This window comes from Treponema primitia ZAS-1 (genome assembly GCF_000297095.1).
In the GTDB taxonomy this organism is placed as follows: domain Bacteria; phylum Spirochaetota; class Spirochaetia; order Treponematales; family Breznakiellaceae; genus Termitinema; species Termitinema primitia_A.
Genome location: NZ_AEEA01000058.1, coordinates 15,047 through 31,243, shown reverse-complemented (window position 1 = coordinate 31,243; position 16,197 = coordinate 15,047). Strand labels below are relative to the sequence as shown.

The following is a 16,197-nucleotide window of genomic DNA, read 5'->3' as shown; positions in this document are numbered from 1 at the left end:
AATGATCCAGGTGGAGTCTTACCTGAATGTGGCCGACAATTCAGGCGCCAAGGTTGTGCAGTGTATTAAGGTACTTGGCGGTTCCAAACGGAAGTACGCAAGTATCGGTGATACAATAGTAGTTGCGGTAAAGGATGCCCTGCCGACATCGACTATAAAGAAGGGTTCTGTTGAAAAGGCAGTGGTGGTACGTACACACAAAGAGTACCGCCGGCCCGATGGTACCTATATCCGGTTCGACGATAATGCCTGTGTCATTATTGATGCGAATCTGAATCCCAAGGGCAAACGTATTTTCGGGCCCGTGGCACGGGAACTGCGGGAGAAGGACTACATGAAAATTGTGTCCCTCGCTCCCGAGGTACTTTAGGAGTTAGGTATGGCTGAAGCAGCGCATAAATTCAAGCTGAAGAAAGAGGATACGGTCCAGATCATTGCCGGTAAAGACAAGGGCAAGCGAGGACGGATTCTCAAGATCCTCCGGGCCAAGGACCGGATCGTCGTGGAAGGAGCCAACATTGTCAAGAAGGCCCAGAAGCGGCGGAACCAGCAGGATCGGGGGGGGATTGTGGAAATAGAAGCGGCGATCCACAGTAGTAATGTGCAGATCGTCTGTAAAAAATGCGGACCTACCCGGATAGGGTACAAGATCGACGGGGATACAAAAACCCGGGTCTGCAGAAAGTGCGGAGAGGCGTTATAATGAAGAACTACGTACCGCGGCTTAAAAAGATTTACCAAGATCAGATTGCCCCGGAACTTTTCAAAGAGTTCGGCTATAAGTCGCCCATGCAAACACCGAAGCTTGACAAGATCATTGTCAGCATGGGAGTAGGCGTGGCTCTTCAGAATAAGAAGTTCCTGGATGCGGCCATAGACGACCTTACCCTCATCACCGGCCAGAAGGCGGTGAAGACCAAGGCTCGTAAGAGTATTGCTAACTTCAAAATCCGGGAAGGCCAGGAAATCGGCGCCAAGGTAACCCTGCGGGGGGCCATGATGTACGAGTTTCTGGACCGGCTGGTGAATGTAGCTCTCCCCCGGGTTAAGGACTTCCGGGGTGTGAATCAGAATGCATTTGATGGTCATGGAAATTATTCCCTCGGCATCACCGAGCAGATTATTTTTCCGGAGATCGATTTTGATAAAATAGAACGGGTATCGGGACTGAACATCGCCATCGTCACCACGGCGAAGACTGACGCGGAGGCTAAGGCCTTCCTCGCCAAGTTCGGCATGCCCTTTAGGAAGTGAGGTATACATGGCAAGAAAAGCGATGATTATAAAGGCGTTGCGGACGCCTAAGTATAAGACGAGAAAAGTTAATAGATGCCGTATCTGCGGAAGAGCCAGGGGCTATCTGCGGAAATACGAAATGTGCCGCCTTTGCTTCCGCAAGTTAGCAAGCGAAGGGCTCATCCCCGGCGTCACCAAATCCAGTTGGTAAGGTAGGAGAAAAGGATGAGCGTTTCTGATCCCGTTGCGGATATGCTGACCAAAATCCGGAATGCCGGAATGGCAAAGCATGAAAAGGTTGATATCCCTACCTCAAAGCTAAAACTTGAAATCGTCAAGATTTTAAAAACAGAAGGGTATATCAAAAATTTTAAGAAGGTTAACCAGGAGGGTGCTAACACCATCCGGGTATTCCTTAAGTATGATGATCTAACCAGTCCGGTTATTCATGGTATCGAGAAGGTCTCTAAACCAGGCCGCCGGGTGTATACCGGTTACAAGGGCATGCCCCGGGTATACAACGGTTACGGAATCCTCATTGTTTCAACATCCATGGGGGTAACCACCGGCAAGAAGGCCGCCGAGAAGAAAGTCGGCGGAGAAATCATCTGTACCGTTTGGTAAGAGGAAAAATATGTCGCGTATCGGAAGAATACCGGTTACGGTTCCTGCGGGGGTAAAGGTTAGTTTCCAGGATGAACAAATCACCGTGGAAGGCCCTAAAGGAAAATTAACCCAGAAGTACCACCCGGAGATCACCTTTGAAACAAAGGGCAATGCTATTCAGGTGGAGAGGACTAATGAAGAAAAGCAGACCAAGTCTTTTCATGGCCTGTACCGCAATTTGCTGAACAACATGGTCATAGGAGTGTCTACGGGCTTTACCCGCTCCCTGATCATCACCGGGGTTGGGTACCGTGCCGAAGTTCAGGGAGGTTTGCTTACCATGAACCTGGGTTACTCCAACGAGGTACTGGTGGGCATACCCGAAGGGCTTTCGGTGGTATCGGAACCTAACGGGAAGCTTACGATAAGCGGTATCGATAAACAGCGGGTGGGCGAGTTTGCCTCTCAGATTCGGAAGCTCCGGCTCCCTGAACCCTATAAGGGCAAGGGTATCCGGTATGAGGATGAGCAGATCAGAAGGAAAGTCGGTAAGTCCGGCGTTAAGTAAGAGGAATAGGCAATGCTGCGAAAAATGGGCGAGAAAGACAGAAAACGGATTAAGCGGAAGGTTCATATCCGCAAGCGAATCGCCGGCACCGCCGAGCGGCCGCGGATGAGCGTAAGCCGGAGCAATAGGTCCCTGTCCATCCAGATTATTGATGACGTTAAGGGACATACCCTGGTTTCCGCTTCTACCTTGGAAAAGGAACTGCGGAGCATTAAGGCCAACGTGGAAGGCGCTGCGCAGCTGGGGGAATTGATGGGAAAACGGCTTCTTGAGAAAAATATCAAGGCTGTTGTTTTTGATAGAAATGGCTATCTATATCATGGCTTGGTAAAAGCCATGGCCGATGGCGCCCGGAAAGCCGGGATAGAATTTTAGGGGGCGGAATGGAACATTCACGGGACAGGGATCGGAACCGGGACCGGGATCCTGCGGACAAGGAATTTATCGAAAAGCTGGTAAAGCTGAATCGTACCGCCAAGGTTGTGAAGGGTGGACGTCGGTTTTCTTTTTCCGCCCTTTCGGTGGTCGGCGATAGAAAAGGTAACGTGGGTTACGGTTTTGGTAAGGCCAACGATGTGTCCGAAGCTATCCGCAAGAGTATTGATAAGGCTAAAAGGAACATGGTCAAGCTGCCCATTAAGAACGGAACCATCCCCCATGAGATCCAGGGCCTGTTTAAGGCTTCCCGGGTCTTGTTAAAGCCCGCTTGTTCCGGAACCGGTATTATCGCCGGTGGTCCGGTACGGGCCATCATGGAAGCCGGCGGGGTTACGGATGTGCTCAGCAAGTCTATCGGCGCTTCCAGCCAGTACAACGTGGTAAAGGCTACTTTTAACTGTATTAGCCGTATGATGGATGCCAAAGCGGTGTCCAAGAATCGGGGTAAGTCCCTGAATGAGCTGTGGGGTTAAGGTATGGCAAAAAAGATTAGAATCCGCCTGGCGCGTAGTGTCATTGGCTCCCTTCCCAAACAGCGGGCTACGGTTCGTTCTCTGGGACTGCGGAAGATAGGTTCCGTTTCCGAGCAGGAAGCAAGCCCCGTAATTTTGGGAATGGTGAAAGTCGTTTCCCATCTAATTACGGTGGAGGAGATTAAGTAATGCACGATTTTGATTTACACGCCCCGAAGGCGCTAATAAAAAGAAACGCATCATCGGCAGGGGCCAAGGTTCCGGAAGGGGAACTACCGCCGGTAAGGGTAATAAGGGACAGCAGTCCCGTTCCGGCGGAAAGACTTATCTGGGCTTTGAAGGCGGCCAGATGCCCCTGTATCGGCGCTTAGCACATCGGGGTTTTTCTAACTATCCTTTTAAGAAGACCGTTCAGGTGGTAAACCTGGTGGAAATTGAAAAGCGGTACGAGAACGGAGAAACCGTTGAGCCCGGTACTTTGCTTGTCAAAGGCTTGGTTAAAGGCGCCAATCCGGTGAAGATCCTCGGTGATGGAGATCTTACTAAGAAACTCAGCTTCAAGCTTGTAGCTATCTCCGCTTCTGCAAAAGAGAAGATAGAGAAGGCCGGGGGGACCGTAGTTTCCACCGGAAACGTTGAAACTACGGGGAATGATTAATGGCTAATCCACTGGTAGGAATTTTCAGGGTAAAAGAACTTCGGGAACGTATTTTCTTTACCCTGGTGATATTGGTCGTGTTCCGCCTTGGGGCGGTGCTTCCCATACCGGGGATCAATGTCCGGGAATTAAACGCCTATTTCCTTTCTCAACAGAATTCGGGTAACGCCATTATAGATTACCTCGACTTCTTTGCCGGTGGCGCCTTCTCTAATTTCTCGGTGTTCATGCTGGGGATCATGCCCTATATCTCCATGTCCATCATCATGCAGCTCCTCCTTATCGTCTTCCCCAGGCTGAAGAAGATCTCCCAGGAAGAGGGGGGGAAGAAGAAAATACAGTCCTACCAGCGTCTTGGAACGGTGGTGGTTTGTCTTATCCAGTCCTTTGCGGTTACCCAGTATGCCCAGAGCATTTCCCGGACCGTGGAGAATCTCCTTAGTCTCAGTATGCTGCCCTTTACTCTTTTGGCCATGCTTACCGTTACTACGGGGACTATGTTTCTTATGTGGATGGGGGAGCAGATCACCAAGCGGGGTATCGGGAACGGCATTTCCCTGTTGATCTTTGCCGGTATCGTGGCCCGGCTCCCCAACGCATTGTGGGAGCTTTTTGGCCGGGTACGGAACGGAGACCTTAACCTGGTTTTTGTAATCGTGGTCTTTGTGATGTTTGTAGCCGTGGTAGCCTTGGTCATCTTTGAGCAGCAGGGCCAGCGGAAAATACCGGTTCATTACGCCAAGCGGGTGGTAGGCCGGAGGATGTACGGCGCTCAGAATACCTACATTCCCTTTAAGATTAACCCTTCCGGAGTTATTCCGGTAATCTTTGCCTCCTCGATCCTCACCTTCCCCCTCCAGATAGCTTCTACTATTGGGGGCAACGTGGCCTGGCTTGCGGCGGTTTCTCGGGCATTAAGCCCCCGGGGTACCTTGTACAATATATTGTATGTATTGCTCATCATCTTTTTCGCCTATTTCTATACCCAGGTAAGCTTGAATCCCATAGAGATTGCCAAGAATATCCGGGAAAATGGTGGTTCCATACCGGGAATCCGGACCGATAAAATTGAGGAGTATCTTACCAAGATATTGAACCGGATTGTGCTTCCCGGTTCTCTGTACCTGGCGATAATCGCGGTGCTTCCCACTATTATACAGCATTTGTTCAATTTCCCCTCATCGATTTCATACCTGATGGGGGGTACTTCCTTGTTAATCCTGGTGGGGGTTGATTTGGATACCATGAGCCAGGTGGAGGCGCTCTTAAAGATGCACCACCACGAGGGTTTGACCAAGCGGGGCCGCTTACGGGGCCGGAATTTGTAGTTAGGTTGACGAATTATAACAAATTCGTTTTAATGGATTTTACCCTACGGTTAGACCCTGGGGTTTTAAGGGAGAATGAGGGATGAAAGTCCGAACTAGTGTTAAACCGATTTGCGATAAATGCAAGGTGATTAAGCGGAATGGTATTGTTCGTATCATTTGTCAGAACCCCAAGCATAAACAAAAACAAGGCTAGGAGCAGTTATGGCACGTATAGCGGGGGTTGACCTCCCGAATAAGCATGTTAACATCGCGTTGACCTATATCTTTGGTATTGGTCGGTCCAGCGCCGATGATATCTGCACCAAGGCGAAAATCGATCCCCTGCGGCTGATTAACGACCTGTCCCAGGAAGAATTGAACGAACTGCGGCAGTTTATTGAAAATGACTATAAGGTAGAGGGCCGGCTGCGTACCGAAATTGCCCTTAATATCAAGCGGCTTATGGATATTGGCTGTTACCGGGGCCTGCGGCACCGCAAGGGTCTGCCCCTGCGTGGACAGCGGACCCGGACTAATGCCCGTACCCGGAAGGGTAAGAAGAAGACCGTGGCCGGGAAGAAGAAGTAATGTTCAAATATAGCGGAGGAAAGAGTGGCTGCTAATACTACGAAGAAGCGGAAAGAAAAAAAGTCCGTCTATGAGGGAAACGTATATATCCAGGCTACGTTTAACAATACTATTGTGACCATCACCGACCTGATGGGTAACGCTATTTCCTGGGCGAGTTCCGGTGGTTTAGGCTTCCGGGGCGCAAAGAAATCTACCCCCTTTGCCGCGCAGACCGTTACGGAAACTGCGGCCTCGAAGGCTCTCCAGGTGGGCCTGCGGGAAGTGCATGTGTACGTTAAGGGACCCGGTATTGGACGGGAATCGGCGATTCGTCAACTCGGCGCGCTGGGTATTAAAGTAAAGTCTATCAACGACGTTACTCCAATTCCGCATAACGGCTGCCGGCCGCGGAAAACACGGCGCATTTGAGGGAGGTTTAGGAAACATGGCAAGATATACCGGGCCGGTTTGTCGGCTCTGTCGGGCGGAACAGAAAAAATTGATGCTTAAGGGGGATCGCTGCAAGAGCGATAGATGCCCTATCAATAAAAAAAGACCCGCTCCGGGGAAGGATCCGAAAGCCAGGGCGGGGAAACGTTCTGATTATGGAGTTCAGCTTCGGGAAAAACAGAAGCTTAAGAGAATTTACGGTATGCAGGAAAGGCAGTTCAGCCTTTTCTTTGAGCGGGCGCTTCGTATGCCCGGTATTACCGGTGAGAATTTGTTTGTATTACTGGAACGCAGGCTGGACAACGTGGTGTACCGGTTGCGCTTTGCGGTAAGCCGTAGCCAGGCCCGTCAGTTCGTTCTGCACGGACATGTGGCGGTTAACGGTAAACGGGTTAACGTCCCATCATTTTTGGTACGTCCCGAGGATGTGGTTGAGATTAAGGAACCCAGCAGAAACCTGGTGGTTATAAAGGAAGCCCTTAAGGAATTTGGCAAAGCCGGGGTGATGCCCTGGTTGCAGCTTGATCCGGACGAAATGAAGGGAAAATTCCTTGCTTCTCCGCGCCGCAGTGATATTACCGATTTGGCGGACATCAAAGAACAGATGATCGTCGAATTGTATTCAAAATAAGGAGTTCCCATGGCCCGTAAGAACCTGCTTAAAGGATTCAAACGCCCGAAAGGTATCACCTTTGAGCATGGTGAGCTTAAACCGAATTACGGAAAGTTCATCGCCGCTCCTTTCGAACCGGGATTCGGTACGACTGTGGGCAATACCCTGCGAAGAGTTCTCCTTTCTTCAATTCAGGGTTACGCAATCACGGCGGTTAAGATTACTTCTTATGACGCCGAAGGGGTTGCCCATAGTGTTTCCAGTGAATTTGAGACCATTCCAAATATTGTTGAGGATACCCTTGAGGTTATCAATAACCTCAAGCAGATTCGGCTCAAGCTTCCCCAGGATATTGAGCAGGATATACTCCTCTACGAATGGTCCGGAAAGGGCGAAATAAAAAGTGACGATTTTGAGCGTACCGGTCAGGTAGAAGTACTGAGCACAGGGCAGCATATTATGACCCTTATGGACGATGCCCGTCTTGAGTTTGAGGTGCAGATCGACCTTGGCCGGGGTTACATTCCCTCGGAGGTGAATGAGCGCTATGTGGATGTGATTGGTACTATTCCCATGGATGCGATTTTCTCGCCGGTAAAGAAAGTAAAGTTTGCGGTAGAGCCCACCCGGGTGGGGCAGCGCAGTGATTATGACAAACTGGTTCTTGAGATATGGACCTATGGAACTATCAAACCCGATGATGCCCTGGCGGAAGCCGCCAAGATAGCCAAGGATCATTTTTCTGTTTTTATTAACTTTGATGAAAACAACCTGGGGCTTGATGAGGATTTGGACGAGGATGACGAGCGGATCCGGCAGATTCTTAATACCCCGGTGGAGGAACTGGAACTTTCGGTCCGGTCTTCCAACTGTCTTAAGAACGCGAACATTAAAACTATTGGGGAATTAACCCGGAAAACCGAGGATGATATCGCCAAGACCCGTAACTTCGGGAAAAAGTCCCTCCAGGAGATTAAAGAGAAGCTCAAGGAGTGGAATCTGAATTTCGGTATAACCGATATCAACGTGCTGAAGAATGCGGTTAAAATAGCCCCCCATAAGGAAGAAGAAGATGAATCATAGAAGCGGATTTAATCCCCTTGAACGGATGGCGGCCAGCCGGAAGGCGCTGCACCGCAGTATGGTAACCTCTCTTTTCCGCTACGAGCGGATTAGGACCACCAAGGCCAAGGCTCTGGAAATCCGCCGGAGTGCGGAGAAACTTATTACCCGGGCTAAGGTTGATTCGGTTCATAACCGACGCCTTGTTTCTGCACGGCTGTACGACGAAGGCATTGTGGCTAAGCTCTTTACCGATATTGCTCTGCGCATGAAGGAAAGGCCCGGTGGGTATACCCGGATCATCAAGCTGGGGGAACGCCTGGGGGATGCTGCGGATGTGGTTATCCTTGAACTGGTAGACTATAAGCTGGATATCGAGGGCACCACGGATAAAAAGGCCAAAAAGGCTGATGCGAAGAAAGCTGACACCGCTGACGCCAAGGAAAAGAAGACCGACGGAAAGAAGGACAGCGCAAAGGGCGCCGCTAAGACTGCTGCCGCTAAGGGCAAAGCTAAGGCGCCGAGAAAAACCGCTCCGGCGGCTAAGTAAGGGAGAAGTACATGTCTAAAGCACATAGAGGTAAGGGCATTCGGGAGCTTGCTGCCCGCGGCCGGGGAACCTGTCCGGTTTGTTCCAGGGAAAACACAAAGATTCTCTACGAACAGGAAGTTGGAGAGGGTGATACTAAAACGAAGATCAAAATCTGTAAGACCTGTAAAGCCGCTTTAAAACACGGTAAGAAAACAGTGCCCCAGGCGTAACTAATCCTATCCATAAGAGAAAAATAAAACCGCAAAAGTGAATAATTCTATTCGCCTTTGCGGTTTAACTTTTTTAAATAGTACTTATGCCCGAAGGGCTAATTCTTCTTCCGTTTCATCGTTTAATAAAGTGTTCACGTCAGCTTCGTAGTCCACGCCCGCAACATCGAAGCCGTGGATTTCCATGAAGTCGTGTTTGAAACCGGCGAGGTCCGTGGTTTCAAAAATATTTTCTTCCGTGACCTTGGCCATCTGATCTGAAGTTTCCTTCTGGACATCATCACGCATCTCCCAGTCATCAATTCTGATCCGGCCCTCGCTGTCCACCGGGACCTTCCCGGGATTTTGGGCTGTTTCCGGGGTATAGAGCCGGTCCCGATAGAGCCGGACTATCTGTTCAATGCAGCCTTCGTGGAGGCCCTTTGCTTTCATCATCTTAAAGAGACAGGCGATATAGAAGGGGATGATGGGGATAACCGCGCTGGACCGGGTTACCAGGGCTTTGTTTACGGATATCCATGCCGCACCGCCGGAAGCTGCGAGCTTTTGATTGATAACGCGGCCGGCCCGTTCCAGGTCTTCCTTGGCCCGGCCTATGGTACCGTTTTTGTAGATATCCCAGGAGAGTTCCGGCCCGAGGTAGGTATAAGCCACGGTTCGTACTGTAGAGGAGAGAACACCCTCTTTTCCCAGAGCTTCGATCCAGAGTTCCCAGTCTTCGCCGCCCATAACCTTTACGGTATCGGCAATTTCTGCTTCGGTGGCGGGTTCGGCGCTGACTTCCCGAATCTCGGCGGTGAGCATGTTGATAGTTTTTCCCGAATAGGCTTTGCCCGTAGGTTTGATCACCGAGCGGTGCATGATACCGGTTTTGGGATCCACCCGGACCGGGGAAGCCAGGGAATAGATGATAAGGTCAACCTTTGGAGCAATCCCTGCCCGGCGGGCTGCTTCCCGGATTGCATCGGCGGTATCCGCCTTCATAGAGTCCGAGAAGGCATCCCCATCCAGGGTGATGGCGACCAGATCAGCCTTATCTGCTTCCGCTTCGAAAACCCGGTTGTTGTACCAGCCCGGGGTACCGGGTTTGGTTGCGGAGGCGGCCTTTTCGAAGGAGACCCCCACGGTAGCGGCGCCATACCCGAAGGCGGCGGAGATCCGGCTGGCCAAGCCATAACCGGTGGAACAGCCAACTACTAAAACCAATTTCGGCGCTCCCTGGGGAGCATCTATTTCTTCCGGTTCCCTGCCTCCGGCAAGAGTGTTTTTTACAAACTCAATTTGGTTTCGTACTGCCTGGGCGCATCCTGTGGGATGGCTGTTGATACAGATGTTTTCTCTGATTAGGGGCTTAATAACCATTTTTTTCTCCTGGAACTAGTTTGCATGACAATATTCAATATTTTGTCATAATTAAAGGATAGCGATGTGGAGAGAAATGTCAATAGATTAGATGACAAAAAATTGAAATTTGTCGTGAAATGTGTTTTTTTCTGTAGTTTATCGGCAAAGACGGGCGGAGGGAGGGGTGTGCCCGGCTTCATGTGCATGTAGAGCCTGTCTCCGCAGCCCCACTACGTGGGTCTACTACGACAGAGAATTCCATATACATGAAGCCGGGCACACCCCTCCCTCCGTCCGCCATTGTCACTTAGACAATGCGACTACACTAAATTGGGCAGCTTCTCCCCCCAGGGAAATGCGCTCAAACACAGTTTAATCGTACAGGCGCCGGTGGGGGCGGTGGAGCCACGCTGCGGGATATTCTGGAATTCCCTGCTGGAGGAGACCTACTGGGCTCCGCAAGCAGACTCTACAGGCATCCTGCAGTGGGGATTCACCGCCCCCACCGGCGTTTTTCCGATCCGCCTGGCTCGATGTCTCGAGCGTATTTCCCGGGAGGGCTAGTCCTTGGGCCGGGTGTAGAAGCGGCCGTTAAGCTGCTCAGTCCGTATCACGTTGATAAAAGCGCCCTCGTCTACCTTCTTTATGGCGGTAATCAGGGAGGGGGTCTCGTAGGCGGATACCACGGAATAGAGGAGGGTGCGTTCGGTCTGGTCAAAATAGCCAAAGCCCTTAAAGGAGGTGGCGGCGTGGTTAGTCCGCTCCTTGATCAGGGTGTATACCTCGTCGGGCTTGCTCGTAATGATGAGCAGGGTTTTCTGCTGGTAGCCGTGGTAGAGGGAGGATAGGCCCATGGTGGTGGCAAACTGGAAAATAATCGAATAGAGGGCCTTGTCTATGCTGAAAAGCCAGGCCGCTATGGCTAGAATGACGCAGTTTCCCGCGAAAATGTAGTTCCAGGTTTCCTTGTGATACTTTTCGGATATGAATATGGCGATAAAGTCGGTGCCTCCGCTGGTGGCGTCCGCATAGAGGCAGAGGCTGATACCTACGGCGTTAAGAATACCCCCAAACACGGCGGACAGCAGGATGTCGTGGAGCTGCAGGAAATCGATGAACATCCTGGGCATCCAGTCGGTGAGGAAACCGCTTACCACAATTACCAGTACCGAATACAGGGCGAACTTCTTTCCCACATACTTAAAACAAATGGCCGCGGGTATGGCGTTGAGCCCGATGTAGACAAAACTAAAGGGTATCTCCACACCCCAGAAACGGCTGCCGACCTGTTGGACCAGGATGGTGATGCCGGTAAAGCCTCCGGGGATAAGGCCCCCGGCGTGGACAAAGGTGTTAATGTTAAGGGCCATTAGAATAGAACCCAGGAGCAGAAGGAGGATGCGTTTCACGGTGTAGCGGGCACTTTCGCCTGAGATCATATACCTATACTATCGGTATACCGGCCTCTTTCGCAAGGGAATCCAGGAATTCAGCGGTGGCATCGTCAATAAAAATACCTTCTTTTAAGGATTTTGTCCGGGCTTCCGCTTCCTTTTCCCCGTGGATGTAGATGCGCTCCTGGCCGGCGGCTTTTTCGCCCACACGGATATCCCGGAGTATATCCCCCACATGGTCCTTCAGATCTCCGCTCCGGCCGAACAGGTCCAGCCGCATGGCGCCGAAGAAGTGGGTAATCCCCGAACCCTTTCCCGGTTGGAAGGTATTGAGGCTGCTCATCCCCAGGGAAAGGCCGGAACAGAGGATCTCCACCAACAGCGCCAGGCCGAAGCCTTTGTGGCCGCCGTTCTCTTCCCCTTCACCCCCTAAATAAAGATGGCCGCCGTACTGGGGGTTTGCATAGAAGAGCTTTTCAAAGGCGGTGGCGTCGGTGGTGCCCACGCCGTTTTCGTCCACCGCCCAACCCTGGGGCATGGGCTTTTTCCGCCGGTCGTAGACTTCAACTTTGCCGTGGGCCACCGTGGAGGTAGCCATGTCCAGCAGGAAGATCCGGTCTTCCCGCTCGGGGATGGCCACCGCGATGGGATTGGTCCCCAGGACCCGCTCCCGCCCGTAGGTGGGGATACCGCAGGTCCGGGTATTGGTAAAGGCCATGCCGATCATATCCTGCCGGGCAATCTTTTCCGCCCAGAGTCCGGCTATACCGTAGTGGTTGGAATCCCGTACCGCACAGAAGGCGGTCCCGGACTGTTTAGCTTTCTCAATGGTTTTATCCACACTCCATTCGGCGATGTAGGAGCCGATACCGTCGTGGCCATCCACCACCAGAGATACGGGGGTCTGCCAGACAATTTCCGGCTCGGCGCCGGGTTTGGCAAAACCGCCCTGGATGTTCTTCCGGTAAAAATCCAGCCGGGATACCCCGTGGGAGGGGATGTTCCGGGCGTCCGCTTCCACCAGGACCCGGGATGTAACATCCGCCTCCCTTTCGGAGTAACCGTAACAACGCAGTAAAACTGTTTTCGTAAATTTGATTAAATTGTCGAATGCTACGGTCCTGCTCATTATTTTTCTACCTGGGGTACCAGCCGGTTCGCCGGCTCCTTGGCAAAGATGGCAAAGAGGATAAAGAGAGCGCCGCAGCCTACCCATTCCATGTAGATCAGCGCCGGCCCTATGCGGAACTGGGGCAGATAGGTCCAGACCACCCAGAGCAGGAGGGAGAGCAGGACGATCCAGAAACCGCTGGCCTTTCGGTTGAGTTTATGGAAATAGATATCCGACAGAATTAGCAGGGTGAAGGAGGTGGTAATTGCCAGAGCCGTGGTAATGGTCCGCAGAATACCTACCACCGTCAGGGCGAGGAGGAAGGAGAGGAGGCTTACCCCCAGCACCGTAAGGCGGGAAACCAGGAGTTCATGCTCCTTTTTAATAGGCTTGGTGTAGACCTTCTTAACGATATCCTCCAGGACCAGGGTGGAACATCCCATAAGCAGGGCCACCGCGGTGGAGATATCCGCAGCCCAGAGGGAGGCCAGGAAGATCCCACCCACAAAGGGTGAAAGCTGGGCCGCAATAGTGGGCAGGGCCATGGCCGCGTTTTCCAGGTTGGGAAACTGGGACCGGGCGATGATTCCGAAAAAGGCGCAGAGAAAACCCGCGGGAAGGATGATTAAGCCGCCGGCGAGGAAACCCCACTTGGCGGTTTTTTCATCCTTAGCGGCAAAGCTAATCTGGGCCACCGCCTGGGTAGTGATGGCCATGGTCACCATAACCGCCACATAGCCTGCCACAACGGCTATCCCCAGGCCGGAAATGGGATGAAACCAGGCCGCGCTTGGGGGAGGCAGGGTAAGCTTGATAACTTCCATTCCGCCGAAGACGCCGAGGGTATTAATCAGCGCCGCAATGATGCCAATGTAAATCATAACCACATTGATGATATTGGTAAGTCCGCTGGCCCAATAACCGCCCACAACGGTAATGAATATGAAAATAAGCGCGGTGGTAATGAGCCCGCCCTGGAAGGTAAAGATATCCGGCAGCAGGGCCTTAAGGATCGAACCCCCGGCCACATACTGCAGGGCGGTAATACTAATCATTACCAGAAGCTGGTTAACCACGCTGAGAAACCGGGTCTTTGGCCCGAACATGAGGCCCATCATTTCGGGGATGGTCTTGACGCTCATCTTGCGGAAGAATTTCGCCACGAAGAGTCCCACGGCGATGCCCCCCATACCCCAGGCGGCGTTGTACCACCCGGCGGAAAACCCGGCGTTATAGGCTGTTTCAGCCACACCGACCGTGGAAGCGCCGCCCACCGCCAGCCCTACCAGCATGACACAGATGACCACCGCCGGCATATTCCGGCCCGCCAGCAAATAACTCAACATTTTACTGCCGCTGGCTTTTTTCTGCAGCTTGGTGGACCACCAGGAAATACCGATCAACACCACCACATACACAATAAGGATCCCTAACTGAATACTCAAGATTTTCTCCTAATTAAGATGTTTTAAAACGATGTTTCTATATAGCGATATAGTATGCAGAAAAACCGTAGGTGTCAATCTTGCGCTTTAAGAAATCAAGTTCCAAGAAAAAAGACGCTGTCCGGCTGAACAGCGTCTTTTTTGGGCGATAATGGACTTGAACCATCGACCCCCTGCGTGTCGAGCAGGTGCTCTAACCAAACTGAGCTAACCGCCCGGGTACTCATCATATATAACAGAAAAATACGGCCCCTGTCAACAGAAATGACAGGGGCTTAGAAGCGAAGGACGCTGGTTTTAAGCCCGTTCCCGGACGGCGACGTTGATCTCGATCTTGCCGATGGGGCCCAGTTCCATGGGGACGATGAGGGCTTCCACTTCGCGGTTGGAGATTTCCATATTTTCACCGGTAAAGAGGGCCGGCGGGGTAAGGTCGAACTTAAAGCCCAGGTCATGGAGCTTGGTTACCGCCTGGGCGGTGATCATGTTGGCAAGCTCCTGGATGGTAGCCTTGGCAAGCTCATCCATGGTGGTGAAGGTTTCGCCGTTCATGGCGCCCGCAACACCCAGGGCGGTCTGCTTGGTCATGTCGAAGACCACCCGGCCTTCCACATCCCCCGCAAGACCTACCAGGGCGGCGACTCCCATGATGGACATGGTGGTGGATTTAAGGTACAGATCCCCCCGCTTTACATCCGTATTAAGGACTTCCTTTAAAACACTAAAAGCGGCTTCAACAAAGGGATTGATATATTCGACTCTCATGACATACTCCTTCTTAGTTTAACTATTATGTTCGCATAAATGCGGAAACACTGCCTTTCCCAATGGGAAGCCATTGGTTTTCCGGTAATGTCTCATTGGTTCCCAGAACAATTACCCCCCGGGTCTTTAATTTTTCGGAAAAATCACCCATGACTTTTCCCTGCTGCTGCTCATTAAAGAAGGAAAGTAAATCCCGGGCAACGATAATATCCAATTCAGGAAGGGGGTTGTCGTTCAACACGTCATGGTATTCGAAGAGTATCGAATCCTTTATAGCGGGGTTGAAGCTATACCCGTTCTTTCCCTTGGTCATAAAAGCCCGGCAATATTCCGGTACATCCTCTAGGTCAAAGGTCATATTCGGCGCCGATGATATGGACATGATGTCGCTATCGTTGGCCCAAATCTTGACGTGCCCGTCCGGATACCGTGATTTGAGTATACACGCTAATGAATAAGTTTCATAGCCCTTTCCGCAGCCTAGGTTCCAAACCTGGATGCTGTTGGAGGGCAGATCCGGCAGAACCGATTTAAGGGTATAGGCGAAGTCATCGCTCCAGAAGGTCCCCGTACCGGGGGAGCTAAAGGTCTGGAGGAATTCATCGGCGTCATTGGCGTTCTTAAGCTGGATATCGCTGCCGCCGTGGGTGGTGGTCCATTCGGTAAAGCGCTTGCGGATCCACATTTCGTTGAGGGCGCCGGCGCTAAAATGCCTGAGGGCGCCCAGGCTTTCCTTGATAAACTCCAGGTCTGAATCCCGGGGAGCTGAAACCGGTGCGGCAGCTGCGACGCCGCCGGCCTGGGGGGGCGGGAAAAAATTGTCCGGCGCTGCGGGGGCAATACCTTCCTGTATGGCCTGGCCACGGGGCTTGGCCTTGTCTTCTTCGCTTTGGGTAAAGATCCGGATCACGTCCAGGATGACAAAGAGTTCCCCCTGCTTTTCCACCACACCGCTGATGTATTTGATGTTAATATCGCCAAAAATGGGATGCGGCGGCTGGATGGATTCGGAATTGATCCCCACCACCCGGTCTATCTTATCCACGATGGTCCCGTATACCCGATCCTCAATGCGAAGGATCAGCATATTTTCAAGACCGTCCTGTTTTTTATCCACCGGAAGGTGGAAAAAGGCCCTGAGGTCTACGATGGGTATGATATCACCCCGGAGATTGTACACCCCCCGGACAAAGGATGCGGCGTTGGGAACGTAGGTGAACTTATCCGCCTTGGCGATTTCCTTGACGTTCATGATGTCCACCGCGTAGTCCTTACCGCCCAAGGAGAAGGTGATCATCTTGAAATCAACCGTATCCGCCCGTTCTTTCTGGGCTTGTAGCTCGGCGTTAACCTCCGCCAAATCTCTTATCACTGCCATTTTTTTCCTCGCTG

At 51.9% G+C, this 16,197-nt stretch carries 25 protein-coding genes and 1 tRNA gene; 19 read left to right on the top strand and 7 right to left on the bottom strand.

What is annotated here, in order from left to right; all coding sequences use genetic code 11:
* Position 1 precedes the first annotated feature (1 nt).
* The 18 genes from rplN (at position 2) to TPRIMZ1_RS0110865 (ending at position 8,746) form a co-directional block, all read left to right on the top strand.
* Positions 2–370 (top strand): 50S ribosomal protein L14, encoded by a 369-nt coding sequence (gene rplN, locus TPRIMZ1_RS0110945; protein ID WP_010259355.1) that lies wholly within the window; start codon positions 2–4, stop codon positions 368–370.
* Positions 371–379: 9 nt separating this feature from the next.
* Positions 380–703, top strand: coding sequence for a 50S ribosomal protein L24 (gene rplX, locus TPRIMZ1_RS0110940; RefSeq protein WP_010259353.1), 324 nt, complete (start codon positions 380–382; stop codon positions 701–703).
* Positions 703–1,254, top strand: a complete 552-nt coding sequence (gene rplE, locus TPRIMZ1_RS0110935) for a 50S ribosomal protein L5 (protein ID WP_010259351.1) — start codon at positions 703–705, stop codon at positions 1,252–1,254. Before rplX ends, rplE begins: the two co-directional genes overlap by 1 nt.
* A 7-nt stretch (positions 1,255–1,261) precedes the next feature.
* The gene (locus TPRIMZ1_RS20065) at positions 1,262–1,447 is read left to right on the top strand and encodes a type Z 30S ribosomal protein S14 (protein WP_010259349.1); all 186 of its coding nucleotides are present in this window, start codon (positions 1,262–1,264) and stop codon (positions 1,445–1,447) included.
* Positions 1,448–1,461: 14 nt separating this feature from the next.
* The gene (gene rpsH, locus TPRIMZ1_RS0110930; protein WP_010259343.1) at positions 1,462–1,860 is read left to right on the top strand and encodes a 30S ribosomal protein S8; all 399 of its coding nucleotides are present in this window, start codon (positions 1,462–1,464) and stop codon (positions 1,858–1,860) included.
* Between the two features lie 10 nt (positions 1,861–1,870).
* Positions 1,871–2,410 (top strand): 50S ribosomal protein L6, encoded by a 540-nt coding sequence (gene rplF, locus TPRIMZ1_RS0110925; RefSeq protein ID WP_010259341.1) that lies wholly within the window; start codon positions 1,871–1,873, stop codon positions 2,408–2,410.
* A gap of 12 nt (positions 2,411–2,422) precedes the next feature.
* A complete protein-coding gene (gene rplR / locus TPRIMZ1_RS0110920) occupies positions 2,423–2,785 on the top strand; it encodes a 50S ribosomal protein L18 (protein WP_010259339.1) in 363 nt (120 codons plus the stop codon).
* Between the two features lie 8 nt (positions 2,786–2,793).
* Positions 2,794–3,321: a 30S ribosomal protein S5 gene (gene rpsE / locus TPRIMZ1_RS0110915; RefSeq protein WP_010259337.1), complete on the top strand. Its 528-nt coding sequence runs from the start codon at positions 2,794–2,796 to the stop codon at positions 3,319–3,321.
* A 3-nt stretch (positions 3,322–3,324) separates the two neighbouring features.
* Complete coding sequence (gene rpmD / locus TPRIMZ1_RS0110910; protein ID WP_010259335.1) at positions 3,325–3,510, top strand: 50S ribosomal protein L30; 186 nt, start codon at positions 3,325–3,327, stop codon at positions 3,508–3,510.
* Positions 3,511–3,559: 49 nt separating this feature from the next.
* The gene (gene rplO, locus TPRIMZ1_RS18840; protein ID WP_051004311.1) at positions 3,560–3,979 is read left to right on the top strand and encodes a 50S ribosomal protein L15; all 420 of its coding nucleotides are present in this window, start codon (positions 3,560–3,562) and stop codon (positions 3,977–3,979) included.
* A complete protein-coding gene (gene secY, locus TPRIMZ1_RS0110895) occupies positions 3,979–5,307 on the top strand; it encodes a preprotein translocase subunit SecY (protein ID WP_010259327.1) in 1,329 nt (442 codons plus the stop codon). The genes rplO and secY overlap by 1 nt, the downstream gene beginning before the upstream one ends.
* Positions 5,308–5,389: 82 nt before the next feature.
* On the top strand, positions 5,390–5,503 hold the full coding sequence (rpmJ, locus tag TPRIMZ1_RS20060) for a 50S ribosomal protein L36 (protein ID WP_010259325.1): 114 nt from the start codon (positions 5,390–5,392) through the stop codon (positions 5,501–5,503).
* An 8-nt stretch (positions 5,504–5,511) separates the two neighbouring features.
* The gene (gene rpsM / locus TPRIMZ1_RS0110890) at positions 5,512–5,877 is read left to right on the top strand and encodes a 30S ribosomal protein S13 (protein ID WP_010259323.1); all 366 of its coding nucleotides are present in this window, start codon (positions 5,512–5,514) and stop codon (positions 5,875–5,877) included.
* A 24-nt stretch (positions 5,878–5,901) separates the two neighbouring features.
* Positions 5,902–6,288 carry a 30S ribosomal protein S11 gene (gene rpsK / locus TPRIMZ1_RS0110885; RefSeq protein WP_010259321.1) on the top strand — a complete coding sequence of 129 codons (387 nt, stop codon included), beginning with the start codon at positions 5,902–5,904 and terminating at the stop codon, positions 6,286–6,288.
* Between the two features lie 16 nt (positions 6,289–6,304).
* Positions 6,305–6,940 carry a 30S ribosomal protein S4 gene (gene rpsD, locus TPRIMZ1_RS0110880; RefSeq protein WP_010259319.1) on the top strand — a complete coding sequence of 212 codons (636 nt, stop codon included), beginning with the start codon at positions 6,305–6,307 and terminating at the stop codon, positions 6,938–6,940.
* Positions 6,941–6,949: 9 nt separating this feature from the next.
* Positions 6,950–8,005, top strand: a complete 1,056-nt coding sequence (locus TPRIMZ1_RS0110875) for a DNA-directed RNA polymerase subunit alpha (protein WP_010259317.1) — start codon at positions 6,950–6,952, stop codon at positions 8,003–8,005.
* On the top strand, positions 7,995–8,534 hold the full coding sequence (rplQ, locus tag TPRIMZ1_RS0110870; protein WP_010259314.1) for a 50S ribosomal protein L17: 540 nt from the start codon (positions 7,995–7,997) through the stop codon (positions 8,532–8,534). The genes TPRIMZ1_RS0110875 and rplQ overlap by 11 nt, the downstream gene beginning before the upstream one ends.
* A gap of 11 nt (positions 8,535–8,545) precedes the next feature.
* The gene (locus TPRIMZ1_RS0110865; RefSeq protein WP_010259311.1) at positions 8,546–8,746 is read left to right on the top strand and encodes a hypothetical protein; all 201 of its coding nucleotides are present in this window, start codon (positions 8,546–8,548) and stop codon (positions 8,744–8,746) included.
* 84 nt (positions 8,747–8,830) lie between these two features.
* Here TPRIMZ1_RS0110865 and fabV read toward each other — a convergent pair whose 3' ends face one another.
* Positions 8,831–10,108, bottom strand: a complete 1,278-nt coding sequence (gene fabV / locus TPRIMZ1_RS0110860; RefSeq protein WP_010259308.1) for an enoyl-ACP reductase FabV — start codon at positions 10,106–10,108, stop codon at positions 8,831–8,833.
* Positions 10,109–10,420: 312 nt separating this feature from the next.
* Between fabV and TPRIMZ1_RS0110855 the strand changes: the two genes are divergently transcribed.
* Positions 10,421–10,654, top strand: coding sequence for a hypothetical protein (locus TPRIMZ1_RS0110855; protein ID WP_010259306.1), 234 nt, complete (start codon positions 10,421–10,423; stop codon positions 10,652–10,654).
* Here TPRIMZ1_RS0110855 and TPRIMZ1_RS0110850 read toward each other — a convergent pair.
* The 6 genes from TPRIMZ1_RS0110850 to TPRIMZ1_RS0110825 all read right to left on the bottom strand — a co-directional run bounded on the left by TPRIMZ1_RS0110850 (position 10,651) and on the right by TPRIMZ1_RS0110825 (position 16,183).
* Positions 10,651–11,529: a YitT family protein gene (locus TPRIMZ1_RS0110850; protein ID WP_010259304.1), complete on the bottom strand. Its 879-nt coding sequence runs from the start codon at positions 11,527–11,529 to the stop codon at positions 10,651–10,653. The two genes, TPRIMZ1_RS0110855 and TPRIMZ1_RS0110850, sit on opposite strands and share 4 nt — an antisense overlap.
* A 4-nt stretch (positions 11,530–11,533) precedes the next feature.
* A complete protein-coding gene (locus TPRIMZ1_RS0110845) occupies positions 11,534–12,613 on the bottom strand; it encodes an Ldh family oxidoreductase (RefSeq protein WP_010259301.1) in 1,080 nt (359 codons plus the stop codon).
* Positions 12,613–14,040, bottom strand: a complete 1,428-nt coding sequence (locus tag TPRIMZ1_RS0110840) for a sodium:solute symporter family protein (RefSeq protein WP_010259299.1) — start codon at positions 14,038–14,040, stop codon at positions 12,613–12,615. Before TPRIMZ1_RS0110840 ends, TPRIMZ1_RS0110845 begins: the two co-directional genes overlap by 1 nt.
* A 142-nt stretch (positions 14,041–14,182) precedes the next feature.
* Positions 14,183–14,257: transfer RNA gene (locus TPRIMZ1_RS0110835), tRNA-Val, on the bottom strand.
* Between the two features lie 80 nt (positions 14,258–14,337).
* Complete coding sequence (locus TPRIMZ1_RS0110830; protein ID WP_010259296.1) at positions 14,338–14,805, bottom strand: chemotaxis protein CheX; 468 nt, start codon at positions 14,803–14,805, stop codon at positions 14,338–14,340.
* Between the two features lie 25 nt (positions 14,806–14,830).
* Positions 14,831–16,183, bottom strand: coding sequence for a CheR family methyltransferase (locus TPRIMZ1_RS0110825; RefSeq protein WP_010259294.1), 1,353 nt, complete (start codon positions 16,181–16,183; stop codon positions 14,831–14,833).
* Positions 16,184–16,197: the final 14 nt, after the last annotated feature.

Excerpts from the sequence above, each read along its gene's own strand:
- TPRIMZ1_RS0110865 (WP_010259311.1), top strand. The coding sequence starts at position 8,546 with ATGTCTAAAGCACATAGAGGTAAGGGCATTCGGGAGCTTGCTGCCCGC.
- TPRIMZ1_RS0110825 (WP_010259294.1), bottom strand. The coding sequence starts at position 16,183 with ATGGCAGTGATAAGAGATTTGGCGGAGGTTAACGCCGAGCTACAAGCC.
- fabV (WP_010259308.1), bottom strand. The coding sequence starts at position 10,108 with ATGGTTATTAAGCCCCTAATCAGAGAAAACATCTGTATCAACAGCCAT.
- TPRIMZ1_RS20065 (WP_010259349.1), top strand. The coding sequence starts at position 1,262 with ATGGCAAGAAAAGCGATGATTATAAAGGCGTTGCGGACGCCTAAGTAT.
- rpsH (WP_010259343.1), top strand. The coding sequence starts at position 1,462 with ATGAGCGTTTCTGATCCCGTTGCGGATATGCTGACCAAAATCCGGAAT.
- TPRIMZ1_RS0110830 (WP_010259296.1), bottom strand. The coding sequence starts at position 14,805 with ATGAGAGTCGAATATATCAATCCCTTTGTTGAAGCCGCTTTTAGTGTT.
- rpmD (WP_010259335.1), top strand. The coding sequence starts at position 3,325 with ATGGCAAAAAAGATTAGAATCCGCCTGGCGCGTAGTGTCATTGGCTCC.
- rplN (WP_010259355.1), top strand. The coding sequence starts at position 2 with ATGATCCAGGTGGAGTCTTACCTGAATGTGGCCGACAATTCAGGCGCC.
- rplE (WP_010259351.1), top strand. The coding sequence starts at position 703 with ATGAAGAACTACGTACCGCGGCTTAAAAAGATTTACCAAGATCAGATT.
- rpsD (WP_010259319.1), top strand. The coding sequence starts at position 6,305 with ATGGCAAGATATACCGGGCCGGTTTGTCGGCTCTGTCGGGCGGAACAG.
- TPRIMZ1_RS0110875 (WP_010259317.1), top strand. The coding sequence starts at position 6,950 with ATGGCCCGTAAGAACCTGCTTAAAGGATTCAAACGCCCGAAAGGTATC.
- rplR (WP_010259339.1), top strand. The coding sequence starts at position 2,423 with ATGCTGCGAAAAATGGGCGAGAAAGACAGAAAACGGATTAAGCGGAAG.
- TPRIMZ1_RS0110845 (WP_010259301.1), bottom strand. The coding sequence starts at position 12,613 with ATGAGCAGGACCGTAGCATTCGACAATTTAATCAAATTTACGAAAACA.
- rpsM (WP_010259323.1), top strand. The coding sequence starts at position 5,512 with ATGGCACGTATAGCGGGGGTTGACCTCCCGAATAAGCATGTTAACATC.
- rpsE (WP_010259337.1), top strand. The coding sequence starts at position 2,794 with ATGGAACATTCACGGGACAGGGATCGGAACCGGGACCGGGATCCTGCG.
- rplF (WP_010259341.1), top strand. The coding sequence starts at position 1,871 with ATGTCGCGTATCGGAAGAATACCGGTTACGGTTCCTGCGGGGGTAAAG.
- secY (WP_010259327.1), top strand. The coding sequence starts at position 3,979 with ATGGCTAATCCACTGGTAGGAATTTTCAGGGTAAAAGAACTTCGGGAA.
- rpmJ (WP_010259325.1), top strand. The coding sequence starts at position 5,390 with ATGAAAGTCCGAACTAGTGTTAAACCGATTTGCGATAAATGCAAGGTG.
- TPRIMZ1_RS0110850 (WP_010259304.1), bottom strand. The coding sequence starts at position 11,529 with ATGATCTCAGGCGAAAGTGCCCGCTACACCGTGAAACGCATCCTCCTT.
- rplQ (WP_010259314.1), top strand. The coding sequence starts at position 7,995 with ATGAATCATAGAAGCGGATTTAATCCCCTTGAACGGATGGCGGCCAGC.
- rplX (WP_010259353.1), top strand. The coding sequence starts at position 380 with ATGGCTGAAGCAGCGCATAAATTCAAGCTGAAGAAAGAGGATACGGTC.